Origin of the sequence: Streptomyces sp. NPDC001816 (assembly GCF_042892235.1) — a bacterium.
Lineage (GTDB): Bacteria > Actinomycetota > Actinomycetes > Streptomycetales > Streptomycetaceae > Streptomyces.
This window is the reverse complement of sequence record NZ_JBIATY010000003.1, coordinates 50,873-65,525: the sequence shown is the minus strand read 5'-3', so window position 1 is coordinate 65,525 and position 14,653 is coordinate 50,873. Positions and strand designations below refer to the sequence as shown.

The following is a 14,653-nucleotide window of genomic DNA, read 5'->3' as shown; positions in this document are numbered from 1 at the left end:
CCGGGTGGCTCAGTACCAGCCGTTGGCCTGCCAGAAGCTCCAGGCCTGGACCGGGCTGCCGTAGCGGGAGTTCATGTAGTCCAGACCCCACTTGATCTGGGTGGCCGGGTTGGTCTTCCAGTCGGAACCGGCGGAGGACATCTTCGAGCCGGGCAGGGCCTGGACCAGGCCGTAGGCGCCGGAGGAGCTGTTGGTCGCGGCCGGGTTCCAGCCGCTCTCGTGCTCGACGATCTTGCTGAAGGCGTTGAACTGCGCGGCGTCCGGGATCATCTTGTGCGCGATCGCCTGGGCGGAGGAGGCCTGGGTGGTGGCGGCCTGGGCGGGCGCTGCGGTCAGCGCCAGACCGGCGGCAGCGGCGGCCACGGCGGCGGTGGTGAGGGCCTTCTTCGGGGAAGCGATGCGGCGGATGAAGGAGACGGACACGGAGAACCTCTTACGTCGGGGACAGTTGATCGCCTGTATGTCGCAACCCCCCGGTGTGGGGGCCTGCCGCATACGTCGGCGCCGCGACCCGTTCGGGCTCGTGGCGCCTGGCGACGTCCACTACAGAAACAGGCTCGAGGCGGGTCCGCAATGACCCCTTTTACTAGTTGTGGCCGGATCGGGCGGAAAGGTCGTTCGTGTGGCGTGGGTCTCAAAGTGCAGGTCAGAAGGGGTGCACGAAGGGATGAATCGGACATAGCGAACAACGACCCTGGACCGTAGGTGACCTGCGTCATGTGGGGTGCTTCACCGGGGAGCTGACAGCCCGGATACAGCGCCTCACGCAGCGGGTGCGTCGAATGTGACCGCGGTCTCGAAAGCGGCACGCCTGGTGGCCCGGCGGAGCGCGCGCAGCAGCGCCGGACCGAGAACGAGGGTCAGAACGACCGTGCAGACCGCCCGGCCCAGGTCCCAGCCCATGGAGGTGGCCAGGCAGTAGGCGACGAACCGGGCCAGGTTGGCGCGCACCGTCCCGTCCGGGTCGAAGGCGATGTTCGAGGTCAGGGCACCCATGAAGGGCCAGCCGGCCAGATTCATGACCGTGCCGTAGGCGAACGCCGCGAAGAAGCCGTAGCCGGCCAGCAGGAGCCGCTCGCCCCGGCCGCGCAGCCGGACCTGGCCCGGCAGGAGCCCGGCGCCCATGGTGAACCAGCCCATCGCCAGCATCTGGAACGGCATCCAGGGGCCGACCCCGCCCGTGAGCAGCGCGGACGCGAACATCGTCACCGAGCCGAGCACGAACCCGAAGCCCGGGCCGAGCACCCGCCCGCTCAGCACCATCAGGAAGAACATGGGCTCGATCCCGGCCGTGCCCGCGCCGATCGGGCGCAGCGCCGCCCCGGTCGCGGCCAGCACGCCCACCATCGCGACGGCCTTCGGGCCGAGACCGGACTCGGAGATCGTCGCCGACACGACCGCGACCAGCAGGATCAGCAGGCCCGCGAACAGCCAGGGCGCGTCCTCGGCGTGTGCGCCGATCTGCGAGCCGGGCGGGGCGAGGAAGGGCCAGCAGAAGCCGACCACGCCGACCGCGCTGACCAGGATCAGAGCGGCGAGGGAGCGGGGGCCGAGCCGGACGGCGCGGACCCGGGCCCGCGAGGTGGTGGTCATGCCAGGGCCTCCCGGACCGCGGCGACGGTCAGCCAGGGCTGCGGGGCCAGGATCTTGGTGACCTGCGGGGCGAAGGAAGGGGAGGAGACCACGATCTCCGCCGTCGGGCCGTCGGCGATCACCTCGCCGTCGGCGAGCAGCACCACCCGGTGCGCGATCTCCGCCGCCAGCTCCACGTCGTGCGTGGCCAGCACGATCGCGTGTCCCTCGGCGGCCAGCTCCCGCAACACGGTGACCAGGCGGGCCTTGGCCGCGTAGTCCAGGCCCCGGGTCGGCTCGTCGAGCAGGAGAAGGGGAGGCCGGGCGGTGAGGACGACCGCCAGGGCGAGCGCCAGACGCTGGCCCTCGGAGAGGTCGCGGGGGTGGGTGTCGTCCGTGATGTCAGGCAGCAGCTCGGACACCAGGGCCCGGCAGGTGCCGGGCGCGGCGGCCGCGTCCCGGTCGGCGGCCGTGCACTCCGCGCCCACCGTGTCCGCGTACAACAGGTCCCGGGGCTCCTGCGGCACGAGACCGACCCGGCGTACGAGGTCCCGGGGCGGCATCCGATGCGGTACGGCTCCGCCGACTCGGACGGTACCGGCGGTGGGCTCCACCAGTCCGACGAGGGAGCCGAGCAGGGTGGACTTGCCGGCGCCGTTGCGCCCCATCAGTGCGACGGTCTCGCCCGGGGCCACGGTCAGGTCCATGTGCCGCAGGGCCGTGATCCCGCCCCGGCGGACGGCCAGGGAGCGGACCTCGGCGATGTGTGGGGCAGCGGTGGCCGTGGGAGCGGGGGTTCGCCGGAACATCCGCTGCCAGCGGGATGCCTGCGGCGCGTTGGCCGTGACGATCCTCGCCTCGGCTTCGCCTTCGGCGCGGATCTCGTTCCCACCCGCACCACCCGTACAGCTTTCGTCGTCGGGTGCGGGTGGCCCCTGTGGGGCGTCCTCGCCGTCGGCGGCCACCGGACCGTCCACAGCAGCCACGACCTGCTGCACCTCGGCGGGCGTCTCCGGCCGTGCTTCGGGCGCGGGTGTCGGTGCCTGGGCCAGGAGTTCCCGGAGCTGGGCTGCTCGGCGGCGGGCGTCGCGGACGGTCAAGGGGAGGGGGGTCCAGCCCGCCAGGCGGCCCAGGTCCACCACGGGTGGGTACACCGGGGAGACGGACATCACCTCGGCCGGGTCGCCGTGCAGTGGGGCGGCGCCCGGGGAGGGCAGCAGTACGACCCGGTCGGCGTACTGGATCACACGCTCCAGGCGGTGCTCGGCCAGCAGGACCGTCGTGCCCAGGTCGTGGACCAGGCGCTGCAGGACCGCCAGGACCTCCTCCGCGGCGGCCGGGTCGAGTGCCGAGGTCGGCTCGTCGAGGACCAGCACCCGTGGGTGCGGGGTGAGGACCGAGCCGATCGCGACCCGCTGCCGCTGTCCGCCGGAGAGCGTGGCGATGGGGCGGTCGCGCAGGTCGGCGAGGCCCAGCAGGTCCAGGGTCTCCTCGACCCGGCGCCGCATCACCTCCGGAGCGAGCCCCAACGACTCCATGCCGTAGGCGAGTTCGTCCTCCACCGTGTCCGTCACGAAGTGCGCGAGCGGGTCCTGCCCCACCGTGCCGACCACGTCCGCGAGTTCGCGCGGCTTGTGGGTCCGGGTGTCCCGGCCGGCCACCGTGACACGGCCGCGCAGGGTGCCGCCGGTGAAGTGCGGGACCAGCCCGCTGACCGCGCCCAGCACCGTCGACTTGCCGACCCCGGACGGGCCGACGAGCAGCACGAGTTCGCCCTCGGGGACCTCGAAGTCCACGCCCCGGACGGTCGGTTCGGCCGCGCCCTCGTAGGTGACGCTGACCTCCTCGAAGCGGATCACGACGGCTCCTTGGGGTCCTGGGGGTCCTTGGGGACGATGAAGGCGGGCAGCAGGGCCGGCAACACCGCGGCCGCGGGCCACAGGGGCAGGGTGGGGGCCACCAGAGGTACTACGCCCGGGTGCAGCGCGTCCGGGGCGCGGACGGAAGCGAGCGCGAGCAGCGCCGCGACCGCGGCACCCGAGCCCGCGACCAGCCACGCGTGCACACCCCACGGCTCCGGGCGGTACCGGGTGCGCGGGGTGCGGCGGCCGCCCAGGCGCAGGCCCGCGAGCGCGGCGACGACTCCGGCTCCCAGCACCGGCAGCCCGTACGCGCCGCCCTCCGCGGTGAGCAGCCCGTACGTCCCCGCACACACGCCGAGCAGGCCGCCGAGGGTGAGCGCGGACGTCGTACGGCGCACCCGGGCGGGGACGGCGGCGGTACGGCCGTAGCCGCGGGCGTCCATCGCGGCCGCGAGGGCGACCGAACGTTCCAACGCGCCCTCCAGGACCGGCAGTCCGACCTGGAGCAGGCCCCGTACCCCGCGGTCCGGGCGGCCGCGCAGCCGGCGGGCGGCGCGCAGCCGCTGGACGTCGGCGATCAGGTGCGGCGCGAAAGTGAGCGCTACGACCACGGCCACGCCTGTCTCGTACAGGGCGCCGGGCAGGGACTTGAGCAGACGCGCCGGGCTGGCCAGGGCGTTGGCGGCGCCGACACAGATGAGGAGGGCGGCGAGCTGCAGGCCGTTGTAGCCGGCGAAGAGCAGCGCTTCCGCGGTGACCTCACCGCCGAGCTGGATGCCCTGCGCCCAGTGGGGGAGGGGCACTTCGGGGAGGGTGAGCAGGACGTGCGTACCGGGGACGGGGGAGCCGAGGACGACCGTGAACGCGAGGCGGATGAGCAGCACGGCGACGGCGAGCTTGGCGAAGGCGGCGTAGGAGCGGGCCCAGGGCGCGCTGGAGCGGTGGGTGGCCACCACGTAGCCCGCCGCAGCTATGAGGAGGCCGAGGAGGAGCGGGTTGGTGGTCCGGGTGGCGGCCGTACCGAGCCCGAGCGACCAGAGCCACCAGGCACCGGGGTGGAGTGGGGCGCGGTGCTGGTGCCGGGCGGGGGTGGGTTTCGCTTGCCCGCGCTTGCGGGGTGCCGACCAGGGGCGCGGGGAACTGCGCGACCAGCCCCCACCCGCCCGCGCCCGGAAACTACGCATCCCTGCGCCGCCGGGCCTGCCACACCGCCGCCCCCGCCAGGAGAACGACCGCGCCCACGCCGATCGGCAGGCCGAGGGAGGGGCCGCTGTCCTTCTGCCGGGGCTTCTCGTCGGCAGCCGTCGGCTTCTTCTCCGTGCCGTCGGCGGACACCTGCTCCCCGCAGCCCTTGTGGGGATACCCGGCGATCGCGCACAACAGGGCGTTGGTGTCGTAGCGGAGCGGCTTCGCGGTGGCTGCCAGGGCCTCGGCCGTCGTCGCGTCGGGGGAGACGCGCGCGCAGGCGGTGCGGCGGGTCGGCGGGGTCTCGCCGGACGGGGCGTCCGCGGGCGTGCCGAAGTCGATGACGAGGGCGACCCGCTTCGTACCCGGCTTCGCGGGCGTCCCCGCGCAGATCGTGGCGAAGTCCGCCGTGCCGCGCGGCCGGCTGGCGTCCGCGGAGTCCTCGCTCACCGCGAAGCGGAAGCCCTGGATCGCGCCGTCGTCGGGACGGGCGGTCGACGGGCCCTGGGTGGCGTACGTCCAGCGGCCGCCGTCCCGCTCCCAGAACGACCAGTAGCGGTAACCGGTGGCGTGCGCCTGGGCGGCACCGGCGAGGAGGACGAGCGCGGCGACCAGCAGGGCCGCGGCACGGCGGACGGCGGTCACAGCTGCTGCCGCTTCCGGCGGCCGCTGAGCAGGATGCCGATGCCGACGCCGAAGACGAGGCCGGCACCTACGATCCACCAGACACCGGTGCCCGAGTCGTGCTCGGCGCGCTTGCCGGGCTCCGCGGTGGCGGCGGCCTTCTGCGGCGCCGGGCCCGTCGCGTTGAGCGCCTGCGCCAGGTCCGTGCCGCCGAAGTCGTGCGGGTCCTCACCCATCGCGTGCGCGGCGAAGACCAGCTCGGCGTAGGCGGCCGGGCCGCTCTGCTCCGCCCACTTCGCCGCGTTCTTCTCCAGCCAGGCGTACGGCTTCTTCGCCTGCCCCGCCCAGCCCTTCGCGGCGAGCGCGACGACCGCGTCCGCCGTGTTGCCGTAGTCGGGCTGGTCCTTGGCCCCGGGCAGGGCGGACTTCAGGTACCCGTCGGAGTTCATGGCCTTCCCCAGGTAAGCGGCGCCGTCGCTCGCCACCTCGGCCGGGGTGGGCTTGTCGGAGTTGCGGCAGATGGAGCTCTGCTCCGGGGCCTTCCCGGCCTTCGGCGCGAACCCCTTGTCGAGCGCGCCCAGCACGCCGGCCGCCGTCGCGTCCGCGTTGGCGACCAGCTTGCCCTTCTTGTCCGGCTGGTAGGCGAGCGCTCCGCCCCCGGTGCCGTCGCACGGCAGGGAGAACTTGGCCAGCAGCTCGTACGGGCTCTTGCCCCGAACGTGCAGCTTGGCGGGGTCCTGGCCGACCGCGGCGAACGCGCCGATGACGACTCCGGTGGAGTTGGTGTCGCTGGGAGCGCCGGGTGAGTAGCCCCAGCCGCCGTCCTCGTTCTGCAGCGTCGTCAGCCAGACCAGGGCCTTGCGGACCTCGGCGTCGTGACCGCCGACCGCCTGCAGCGCCTGGACGGCGGCGGCCGTGCTGTTGGTGTCGGGCTGGGCGCCGCCCTTGCCCTCGCAGGGCTTGGCGGTGTCGGCCCGGAACGCGGCGAAGCCGCCCTTGTCGCACTGCTGCCCGACCAGCCAGTCCACGGCCGAGCCGGCCGGGCGGTAGCCGAGCGTCCGCTGGGCGAGCAGGGCGAGCGACTGGCGCCAGACACCGTCGTACGTGGGGTCCGTCTTGCCGAACAGACCGGCCGGGATCGTCACCTTCGCAGGCGCGGACGGGGACGGGCCGGCGGCCATGGCGGGTGCGGCGGCGGCCAGCACACCTACGGCGGCGAGAGCCGCTGCACTGCGGCGGACGTTCATGGTCGGCGACTGCCTCTCCTGCGGGGAACCGGCAGCGCACGGGAACACCCGGGCGGCTCGGCTCCGTAAACCTCGACGGTGCCGTGCGCTGCGGGTCGCCGCGCACGCGAGCCGGTCAACGTCCCGGGCGGGGCAGTCCGGCTCACCGTCCGGGGCGGACGATTTACGGTTGCGGGTCAGCGCCGGAATTGCACCGGCTTCCCCCCGTACGGGTGTGATGACGACGCCGCCACTTTACCGGCAGCCGTGCGCGCGCTGAGGGGTGGCTGTGGGCACAGCGGGACGGTGACTAGGGTCACGGCCATGACAGCTACGGGGAGACTGCTGGGGTCGGGGCGTTCAGCCGATGTGTACGAGATCGACGAGGCGTGGGTGCTGCGCCGGGACCGCGAGGGCTGGGGGGACGCGGCCGCCGAGGGGGCCGTGATGGAGCACGTGCGCAGGCATGGGTACCCGGCGCCCCGGGTGCGGCACTCCGGCTCGCGCACCGACCTGGTGATGGAGCGGCTGTCCGGGCCGACGATGCTGAGCGGGTTCGCCGAGGGCCGGATCGACGCCCGGGAGGCGGGCGCGCTGCTGGCCCGGCTGCTGCGGCAGTTGCACGCGGTGCCCGGTCGGGACGCCGATGACCCTGAGGCCCGCGTGCTGCATCTGGACCTGCACCCGGACAACGTGATGCTCACCCCGGACGGGCCCCGGGTCATCGACTGGTCCAACGCCGAGGATGGGCGTCCGGGGCTCGACTGGGGCATGACCGCGGTGATCCTCGCTCAAGTCGCCGTCGGCGGCGAACCGCTCGCCCCTCCGGCCCTCGCGATGCTCACGGCCCTGCTCGCCGACCCCTCCGATCTCACGGAAGCGGGACTGGCCGAGGCCCGCCGGCGCCGGGCGGTCAATCCGACGATGAGCCGCCGGGAGGTCGAACTGCTCGGGGATGCCGAGAAGTTGATCCGGTCGCTGGCTTTCTAGTGCCGGGACACTGGTCCGCATGCGGCCGGGCCGTGGGGCCGACGGCCGCGCTCAGGTGGTGGGCCATGTGGCGCAGGGTGTGAGTGGAGTCCGTGGGGGTTTCGCCCTTTGCCGCCCAGTGGCGAGGGGGTCTTCGGGGTCTGCGTGGGCGGCTGCTGTGACGTGGTTGCTGGGTTGCGAGGTGAGGGCGATGCGGTCGGGTGGTGGGCGCGAGGTCGAGGGGGTGTAGCCGGTGCGGGTGTTGGCCTGCTAGGCGGCGTACGGCTGGGCCGGTGGGGTGACGGCCACGGTCAGGTGGCGGGCCATGCGGCGCAGGGTGTGCGCGCAGTCCGTCGGGGTCTCGCCCTCCGCCACCCAGTGCGCGAGGCGGTCCTCGGGGTCGGCGTGGGCGGCCGCCGTGACGTGGTCGCCGGGCTGCCGGGTGAGGACCATGCGCTCGGCGGACGGCTCGTACGCGGCGGCCGGGTCCATGTCCAGGTGGGTCAGCCGGCCGGTCGTGGCCGGGTAGGCGAACTGGATCGAGGCCGCCCGCTGCCGGGTCGGCGCCAGGTCAGGGAGCCGGCCGACGGCCAGAGCGGCGGCGGCTCGGGCGAGGTCGACTCCGGTGGCCCGCTCGACCAGCAGCGGGATCAGATCGCCGGGCAGGTGCGGGACGACGTCCGTGACGCGGGGGCCGCGGGCGGTGAGCCGCAGGCCGATGTGGGCGACGGTGTGCGCGAGACCGAGCGCGCGCACGGTCCGCTCCACCGTCTGCCGCAGGAAGCGGTTGTGCAGCAGCCCGTCGTGGGCGTGCACGGAGTGCCGCAGCGGCTGCCGGGCGGGCAGCGGGCCCGGTGCCGTACGGGTCAGTGCGGCGATGCGGACCTCGTCGTCCAGGACGACGGTCTCGGCGCGGACGAGCGGGGCGTCGGCGTCCTCCCGGCCGGCCGGGGGAATCCCGTGCCGGGCGAGCAGCACCTGGGCCGCGGCCGGATCGGCGCAGGCGACGGCCGTCTCGTACGGGATGCCGGGCAGGCCGAGCCGGGCTGTGATGCGTGCGGCGGCGGGCAGGTACTCCCTGGTCCAGGTCAGTACGCCGCTCACCCGGTGCCGTAACGCGTAGTGCGCGACCGCCTCCGCGGCGGCCGCCTCCTGGCCGGGGTCCACGGCGATGTGCCCGGCCAGGTACGGGCGTGCCCAGACGGGCGGGAACGGGTCGACCAGCACCACCGGGTGGACCGCCGCGATGCGCTCCAGCGGGTACGCGTCGTACGCGGCCCGGTGGCTCACTCCGAGGAGCAGGACGGCATGCGGCATCGAAGGCTCACCTTCGTGGGGAGAAGGCGGACAGAGGTACGCCCCGGATGCTGCTCCCCCATAGGCAGCACCCGAGGCGGGTCGATCTTGCTCTCTGTGCCCCGATCCTCACCCACCGCACCGTCAACTGTCAACGATTGCTGCCTAATTCCGCAGTGGGCGTTGTCATGTCTGGTCGGCGCACGGGCGACCGGGTAGCCTCGCGTCAGCTCAGCCACGGACCGGACGACACGCCCAGGGGGGACCTCGGTGAGTGACGCCTACGCCCCGCTGGCCGACGTACTCGACCGCCTCGGTGAGCTGACCGGCCGGCCCGGCCGGCTGCCGGAGGTCCTGGACGTCGCCGGCCTCTCCCACCGCACCGGCATCCCGGTCGGCGTCGTCGTCGAGCTGCTCTCGGGCGGCCGGGTGCCGGAGGGCTGCCTCGCCGGGCGGGTGCGGCAGCGGCTGGACTTCGTCCGCGAGACCCGGCGCCGGCCCGACGGCAAGCGGTACTCGCTGGACGAGCTGGCCCGGATCGCCGGAACCAGCCGGCAGTGGCTGAGCGAGTGGCGCAAGAGCGGCATGCCGAGCCTCGAACACATCGACCGGCTGCGCAGGTTCTTCGGTCTGCCCGCGGGCTTCTTCACCGCGGACGAACAGGAGGCGCTGCAGGAGGCGTTGCAGCCGGTGCTGCAGGACCTGGAGGCGGAGGCGGACCCGCTGCTGCGGCTGCGGGAGAGCGGACTGGTCCGACTGGCCGCGCGGGCCCCGCAGATGAACGCCCGTCAGCTGGCCACGCTCGCCGACCTGGCGGAGATGATCATCGCGTCGGAGCAGGCCGGGCAGGCCGGGGGCGCCGGGCGTGCCTGATGCGCTTCCGGCCGTAACTGATCCAGTTCTGGCCGTAAATGATCGTTGCGGCTGCGGGAACGTGCCGTTACCGTCGTCCCCGCTTTATGGTCGCCGCACGCCCGCCGACCGCAAGGACGACGCATGAGCCCCGACAGAGCGCCGAAGTCCCGCAGACCCACCAGGTCGCCGAAGCGGTTCCTCGACCGGCTCGTCCGTGACACCGCCCGGACACTGACCCCGCCCACCGAGCCGAAGGCGTTCCTGCACGCGGTCTGCGCCACGCTCAGCCCGCAGCTGGACCGACCGGTCCGGCTGAAGTTCGTCACCTTCCCGCCGGGCCTGGACGTCTCCGGGGTCACCTTCGCCATGGACGAGCAGTACGTCGTCGTGGTCGAGGACCGGGCGCCCGACGAGCACAAGTTCGTCATCGCGGGGCACGAGATCGGCCACATCCACTACCAGACGCTGGACGTGCACTACCCGGCCGGCATGCCCGCCGCGGCCCGCCGGCTGCTCGCCCAGGCCGAGGACGACATCCCCTGGGACCAGGTGGTCGCCATGGCCACCCGGTCGCCCGCCGCGGCGGCGGCCGAGGCGGAGTGGGAGGCCGAGGAGTGCGGGCTGCGGCTCGCGGCGAAGTTCTCCAAGGTCGTCGGGCCGGGCGCGGCGGCCGGGCGGACGACCCAGGACACCCTCACCGGACGGCTGGCGTCCTCGCTGGGCAACATCGGCGGGCCGTGATGCGCTGGGACATGGCGGGTTCGCTCGCCGCCTACGCCGTCCCCGCGGTGCTGCTCGCGGTGGCCTTCGTCATCAAGCTGCCGCTGCTGCGACGGGCCTGGCAGGACCCGATCCTGCGGGCCACCGCGCTGCTGCTCGGCATCGGCGCGGTCGTCTTCGCCTCGCTGCCGCCGGGCAACCTGCACGGCATCAACGAGATCACCGGCATCCCCAACTTCGCGGGCCTGTGGGTCTACTCACTCCTCACCGCCTACTGCGGGGCCTGCCTCTGGCTGATCATCACCTGGCGCGAGCCCCCGTCCGCGGTGCGCGGCCGGCGTACCCGCACGGTCTGGATGGTCTACGGCGCCATCATCCTCGGCCTGTGGACGACGTTCCTGCTCGGCGACCACCACGTGGAGCGGCTGCGGGACCTCGACACCTACTACGCCAACACGCCCTGGATGCGGGAGTTCGCGCTGCTCTACCTGGTCGCGCACATGATGTCCGCGCTGGTCGCGGCGGGCATCCTGTGGGCCTGGTTCAAGGAGGTCGAGGACACCTGGCTGCGCCGGGCCGTGGTCTGCCTCCAAGTCGCCTACGCGCTCGGGCTCATCTTCGACGTCGCCAAGCTCGCCGCGATCGGCGCACGCTGGAGCGGCCGTGACTGGGACTGGCTGTCGACGTACGTCGCCCCACCGTTCGCCATCGCCGAGGCGGGACTGGTCGCCGTGGGCTTCATCGCCGGGCAGGCCGGCCCGGTCGTCGACGAGCGCCGGGACCTCGTCCGCACCCACCGGCGCCTCAAGCCCCTGTGGCAGGCGATGCTCACCGTCACGCCCCCGGCCGCCCCGGCGACCGGCCGGGTCAGCGGCGCCGCCCTGCGCCTGGAACTGCGTCGAGCCGCCATCAACGACGGCCTGCTCAAACTCTCCCCGCACCTCAGCCCCGCCCGCCGCCACCGGGCCCACCAGGCGGCAACGGCGGCCGGCCACCCCGACTCCGTGGCCCGGGGCATCGCCGGAGCGGTGGACATCCTGATCGCCACGGACATCCTGCGCTCACCGGGGACCGGGGACGAGCCGCCGGAGACAGGGCACAGGGAGCCGGCGCCCGCGGGCGGATCCGGGTTCGGGCCCGACCCCGCCTCCGGCGGCAGCCCGGAGCGCGACGGCGAGCTGGAGTGCATCGCGCACGCTCTGCGGTTCCACTCGTCGGTTGTCGACACGTTCCGCCGAGAGGCGGTCGCCACAGAAGGTCTCGCCATTCATGCCTGACAGAGTCACCGCCCGCCGCACCGCCATCGTCATCGGCGGGAGCACGGCCGGCATGCTCGCCGCCTCCGTGCTCGCGAGCCGCTTTCACGAGGTCACGATCGTGGAGGCGGACCGGCTGCCGGAGGGCCCCGAGCCGCGCAAGGGGCTGCCGCAGGCCCGCCACGCCCACCTGCTGTGGTCCGGCGGGGTGGCCGCGCTGGAGGAGCTGCTGCCGGGTGTCACCGGGGAACTGGTCGGCAGGGGCGCCGGGCTGATCGACGTGATGACCGACCTGGTGAGCAAGGCGCCCTCGGGGCAGTGGTTCCGGCGCTTCACCGACTCCCGGCACCACATGATCGTCTGCAGCCGGGACCTGCTGGACGCGGTGATCCGGGCCGACGTCCTCGCCCGGCGCCGGATCACGCTGCGGGACGGGACACGGGTGGCGGGCCTCGTGGGCGACAAGGGGCGGGTGACGGGAATCCGGGTGCCGGACGGGCCCGGCGGGCAACTCACCACCCTCCGCGCCGACTTGGTGATCGACGCCGGTGGCCGCGCCTCCCAGGCGCACAAATGGCTGCAGCAGCTGGGCCACGCCCCGGTGGAGGAGCGAGTCGTCGACGCGGGCGTCGCCTACGCCAGCCGGGTCTACGCGGCCCCCGACGGTACGGCCGCCCTGCGCTACCCCGTCGTGAACGTCCAGGCCGACCCGCGCGACGCGCCCGGCCGGGGCGGAGTCGTCGTACCGATCGAGGGCGACCGCTGGCTGGTCACCCTCTCGGGCACCCGTGGCGGCCAACCGACCGCCGACCCCGACGAGTTCGAGCACTTCGCGCTCACCGGACTGGGTGACCCGATCATCGGCCGGCTCATCGCCGGGGCCAAGCCGCTCACCGACCCGGTCACCACCCGCAGCACCGCCAACCGCCGCCGCTACTACGAGAGTTCCGAGACCTGGCCGGACGGCTTCGCGGTCATCGGGGACGCCGTCGCCGGCTACAACCCCGTCTACGGCCACGGCCTCTCCGTCGCCGCGCAGAGCGTGCAGGAACTCGGCCGGGTCCTCGACCGCCACGGCTCCACCGCCCCCGGCACCGCCCGCCGCATCCAGCGCGCGGTGGCCCGGCCGGTCGCCAACGCCTGGAACCTGGCCGTGGGCCAGGACGCGTACTACCCCGGCGCGGCGCCCCAGCCGCCGACCGCCGTCGAGCGGCTGCTCACCGCGTACGTCGACAAGGCCGTCGCCGCCGGCTCCGGGAACCCGCGCGCCCTGCGCGGACTGCTGGACGTGATGAGCCTGAAGACCCCGGCGGCCCGCCTCTTCGCCCCCGACATGCTGTGGACCATCTGCTTCGGCCCCCGCAAGGGCCCCCTGCCCGGCCCGCCACTGAGCCGGACCGAACGGGAGGCCGCCGGGCTCAGCTGACCTTCGGCGTCGGGCCCGCGAACGCCAGGTGCAGGACGCGGGTCTCCAGCAGCCATCGGCCGTCGACGCGTCGGAAAGTGTCCTCGTAGTGGCCCACCTGGACGGGTGGTTCGGCCGGGACGAGGCCGCCCTGGAAGCCGTCGACGCGGTAGGTCGAGAAGTACGAGGTGGCGGTGGCCGTGTCCGGGGACGTCACGGTGACGAGGACGTTGGACATCAGGCGGCGCGAGAGCCGGTCGGCCGGCCGGGAGCCGAAGTACTCGCGCAGCGCCTCCCGGCCCTCGACCCGGCGTCCGCCCTCCGGCCACGCCCAGCTGCCGCCCTCGGTGAACAGCTCGGCCACAGATGACGGTTCACCCAGGTCGAGCCGGTGGACGAAGTCGAGGATCAGGCGCTCGCAGGCGCGTTCGCCGAAGAGTTGCTCCAAAGGGTCCATGAGGCCATCCAACAGCCCCGCTCTCCCCACCGCGATCCACTCACACCGCCACGTACGCCACCGGCTCGCCCCCCGCCACCGGCTCCGCCCGCCCCAGCTTCACCAGGCGCCGCAGATGTGCCTCGGCCTCCGAGACCGCGATGTTCCTGGACGGGTACGGGATGTCCGGCCAGGGGCGGTTCCACTCCATGCGCTCGGCCAGCTGCCAGGGCGTGAGCGGCTCGGAGAGGAGGGCCAGCAGGTCGGTGAGGCGGTCCTCGTGGTGGGTGAGCAGCTGCCGTACCCGGGCCGGTGCGTCGGTGAAGGCGTACTGGTGGGCGGGGAGCACCTCGGCCGGGGTGAGGCGGCCGACCCGCTCCAGGGAGTCCAGGTAGTCGCCGAGCGGGTCGGTCACCGTGGCGTCGTCGGGGTCCTCGTACAGGCCGATGTGCGGAGTGATCTCCGGGAGGACGTGGTCGCCCGAGAACAGGCGCCCGCTGCCGGGCAGTCGGTCCGGATGCTCCTCCTCCAGGTGCAGGCAGACGTGGCCGGGTGTGTGGCCCGGGGTCCAGACCGCGCGCAGCCGCCGGCCCGGCAGGTCGAGGAGTTCACCGGGGACGATCTCGCGGTCGGGCAGGGCGGGGGAGAGTCCGGGGAAGGTGCGGCGGCCGCGGGCGGCGCGCAGGGGAGCGACGTGTTCCTCGGGCGCGCCGGCCGCCGTCAGCTTGGCGGCCATGTACGCGTACCAGCGCTCCGGACGTGTCTCGCGCGTCCTGCGCACGATCGCCGCGTCGGCCGCGTGCATCGCCACCCACGCCCCGGAGGCCTCGCGGACCTGCCCCGAAAGACCGTGGTGGTCCGGGTGGTGGTGGGTGACGACCACCCCGCACACCTCCGCGACCGAGGTGCCGCAGGCCGCCAGCCCGGCGGTCAGGACCTCCCAGGACGCCGGGTCGTCCCAGCCCGAGTCCACCAGCACCGGACCCCGGTCGGTGTCCACGACGTACACCAGCGTGTACCCGAGCGGGTTGTCCGGAATGGGGACCCGGATGGACCGTACGCCCCCGCCGTGATCGAACGTCTCCGCCAAGTGTCCCGTCATGTGTCCTCCACCCCGCCGCCGCCCGCACCCCACGACCGTTGCCCACTATAACCAGACCTGACTGACCGTCAGATACGCCAAGTGCCCCTGGTTTAACCCTTTGCCGCGTCCGAGCCGGAGCAACTACGTTCTCCGGGCCGCTGAT

14 protein-coding genes and 1 riboswitch are annotated in these 14,653 nt (G+C 73.7%); of the genes, 5 read left to right on the top strand and 9 right to left on the bottom strand.

All coding sequences use genetic code 11. The annotated features are described in order from the left end of the window. Nucleotides 1–9: 9 nt before the first annotated feature. The 6 genes from ACFYZZ_RS11295 to ACFYZZ_RS11270 all read right to left on the bottom strand — a co-directional run bounded on the left by ACFYZZ_RS11295 (nt 10) and on the right by ACFYZZ_RS11270 (nt 6,490). On the bottom strand, nt 10–423 hold the full coding sequence (locus ACFYZZ_RS11295; protein WP_389173884.1) for a transglycosylase SLT domain-containing protein: 414 nt from the start codon (nt 421–423) through the stop codon (nt 10–12). Between the two features lie 339 nt (nt 424–762). Next, entirely contained in the window at nt 763–1,593 is an 831-nt protein-coding gene (locus ACFYZZ_RS11290; protein WP_389173881.1) for an ECF transporter S component, read from the bottom strand. After that, nucleotides 1,590–3,431, bottom strand: coding sequence for an ABC transporter ATP-binding protein (locus tag ACFYZZ_RS11285; protein ID WP_389173878.1), 1,842 nt, complete (start codon nt 3,429–3,431; stop codon nt 1,590–1,592). The genes ACFYZZ_RS11290 and ACFYZZ_RS11285 overlap by 4 nt, the downstream gene beginning before the upstream one ends. After that, nucleotides 3,428–4,618 carry a CbiQ family ECF transporter T component gene (locus tag ACFYZZ_RS11280; RefSeq protein ID WP_389173875.1) on the bottom strand — a complete coding sequence of 397 codons (1,191 nt, stop codon included), beginning with the start codon at nt 4,616–4,618 and terminating at the stop codon, nt 3,428–3,430. Before ACFYZZ_RS11280 ends, ACFYZZ_RS11285 begins: the two co-directional genes overlap by 4 nt. Then, entirely contained in the window at nt 4,611–5,264 is a 654-nt protein-coding gene (locus ACFYZZ_RS11275) for an SCO2322 family protein (RefSeq protein WP_389173873.1), read from the bottom strand. Before ACFYZZ_RS11275 ends, ACFYZZ_RS11280 begins: the two co-directional genes overlap by 8 nt. Further along, nucleotides 5,261–6,490 carry a prenyltransferase/squalene oxidase repeat-containing protein gene (locus ACFYZZ_RS11270; protein ID WP_389173870.1) on the bottom strand — a complete coding sequence of 410 codons (1,230 nt, stop codon included), beginning with the start codon at nt 6,488–6,490 and terminating at the stop codon, nt 5,261–5,263. The genes ACFYZZ_RS11275 and ACFYZZ_RS11270 overlap by 4 nt, the downstream gene beginning before the upstream one ends. A 109-nt stretch (nt 6,491–6,599) precedes the next feature. Continuing rightward, nucleotides 6,600–6,735, bottom strand: a riboswitch (cobalamin riboswitch). Between the two features lie 58 nt (nt 6,736–6,793). Between ACFYZZ_RS11270 and ACFYZZ_RS11265 the strand changes: the two genes are divergently transcribed. Beyond that, nucleotides 6,794–7,459 (top strand): phosphotransferase family protein, encoded by a 666-nt coding sequence (locus ACFYZZ_RS11265; protein WP_389173867.1) that lies wholly within the window; start codon nt 6,794–6,796, stop codon nt 7,457–7,459. Nucleotides 7,460–7,708: 249 nt separating this feature from the next. Here ACFYZZ_RS11265 and ACFYZZ_RS11260 read toward each other — a convergent pair whose 3' ends face one another. Beyond that, nucleotides 7,709–8,755 (bottom strand): hypothetical protein, encoded by a 1,047-nt coding sequence (locus ACFYZZ_RS11260; RefSeq protein WP_389173864.1) that lies wholly within the window; start codon nt 8,753–8,755, stop codon nt 7,709–7,711. 249 nt (nt 8,756–9,004) lie between these two features. On the opposite strand from ACFYZZ_RS11260, the gene ACFYZZ_RS11255 reads away from it, so the two are divergent. From ACFYZZ_RS11255 to ACFYZZ_RS11240, 4 genes are all read left to right on the top strand, one after another. Beyond that, nucleotides 9,005–9,607 (top strand): helix-turn-helix domain-containing protein, encoded by a 603-nt coding sequence (locus ACFYZZ_RS11255; RefSeq protein WP_389173861.1) that lies wholly within the window; start codon nt 9,005–9,007, stop codon nt 9,605–9,607. Nucleotides 9,608–9,730: 123 nt separating this feature from the next. After that, nucleotides 9,731–10,330, top strand: coding sequence for a hypothetical protein (locus tag ACFYZZ_RS11250; RefSeq protein WP_389173859.1), 600 nt, complete (start codon nt 9,731–9,733; stop codon nt 10,328–10,330). Beyond that, nucleotides 10,330–11,586, top strand: coding sequence for an MAB_1171c family putative transporter (locus ACFYZZ_RS11245; protein WP_389175714.1), 1,257 nt, complete (start codon nt 10,330–10,332; stop codon nt 11,584–11,586). Before ACFYZZ_RS11250 ends, ACFYZZ_RS11245 begins: the two co-directional genes overlap by 1 nt. Next, nucleotides 11,579–12,991 carry an FAD-dependent oxidoreductase gene (locus tag ACFYZZ_RS11240; RefSeq protein WP_389173856.1) on the top strand — a complete coding sequence of 471 codons (1,413 nt, stop codon included), beginning with the start codon at nt 11,579–11,581 and terminating at the stop codon, nt 12,989–12,991. Before ACFYZZ_RS11245 ends, ACFYZZ_RS11240 begins: the two co-directional genes overlap by 8 nt. Here the strand turns inward: ACFYZZ_RS11240 and ACFYZZ_RS11235 are convergent. Together ACFYZZ_RS11235 and ACFYZZ_RS11230 are read right to left on the bottom strand one after the other, a co-directional pair. Next, a complete protein-coding gene (locus tag ACFYZZ_RS11235) occupies nt 12,984–13,427 on the bottom strand; it encodes a nuclear transport factor 2 family protein (protein ID WP_389173853.1) in 444 nt (147 codons plus the stop codon). The genes ACFYZZ_RS11240 and ACFYZZ_RS11235 overlap by 8 nt on opposite strands. A gap of 40 nt (nt 13,428–13,467) precedes the next feature. Next, nucleotides 13,468–14,508 carry an MBL fold metallo-hydrolase gene (locus ACFYZZ_RS11230; RefSeq protein ID WP_389173850.1) on the bottom strand — a complete coding sequence of 347 codons (1,041 nt, stop codon included), beginning with the start codon at nt 14,506–14,508 and terminating at the stop codon, nt 13,468–13,470. Nucleotides 14,509–14,653 lie beyond the last annotated feature (145 nt).

Excerpts from the sequence above, each read along its gene's own strand:
- ACFYZZ_RS11245 (WP_389175714.1), top strand. The coding sequence starts at position 10,330 with ATGCGCTGGGACATGGCGGGTTCGCTCGCCGCCTACGCCGTCCCCGCG.
- ACFYZZ_RS11290 (WP_389173881.1), bottom strand. The coding sequence starts at position 1,593 with ATGACCACCACCTCGCGGGCCCGGGTCCGCGCCGTCCGGCTCGGCCCC.
- ACFYZZ_RS11260 (WP_389173864.1), bottom strand. The coding sequence starts at position 8,755 with ATGCCGCATGCCGTCCTGCTCCTCGGAGTGAGCCACCGGGCCGCGTAC.
- ACFYZZ_RS11265 (WP_389173867.1), top strand. The coding sequence starts at position 6,794 with ATGACAGCTACGGGGAGACTGCTGGGGTCGGGGCGTTCAGCCGATGTG.
- ACFYZZ_RS11250 (WP_389173859.1), top strand. The coding sequence starts at position 9,731 with ATGAGCCCCGACAGAGCGCCGAAGTCCCGCAGACCCACCAGGTCGCCG.
- ACFYZZ_RS11270 (WP_389173870.1), bottom strand. The coding sequence starts at position 6,490 with ATGAACGTCCGCCGCAGTGCAGCGGCTCTCGCCGCCGTAGGTGTGCTG.
- ACFYZZ_RS11240 (WP_389173856.1), top strand. The coding sequence starts at position 11,579 with ATGCCTGACAGAGTCACCGCCCGCCGCACCGCCATCGTCATCGGCGGG.
- ACFYZZ_RS11280 (WP_389173875.1), bottom strand. The coding sequence starts at position 4,618 with ATGCGTAGTTTCCGGGCGCGGGCGGGTGGGGGCTGGTCGCGCAGTTCC.
- ACFYZZ_RS11235 (WP_389173853.1), bottom strand. The coding sequence starts at position 13,427 with ATGGACCCTTTGGAGCAACTCTTCGGCGAACGCGCCTGCGAGCGCCTG.
- ACFYZZ_RS11230 (WP_389173850.1), bottom strand. The coding sequence starts at position 14,508 with ATGACGGGACACTTGGCGGAGACGTTCGATCACGGCGGGGGCGTACGG.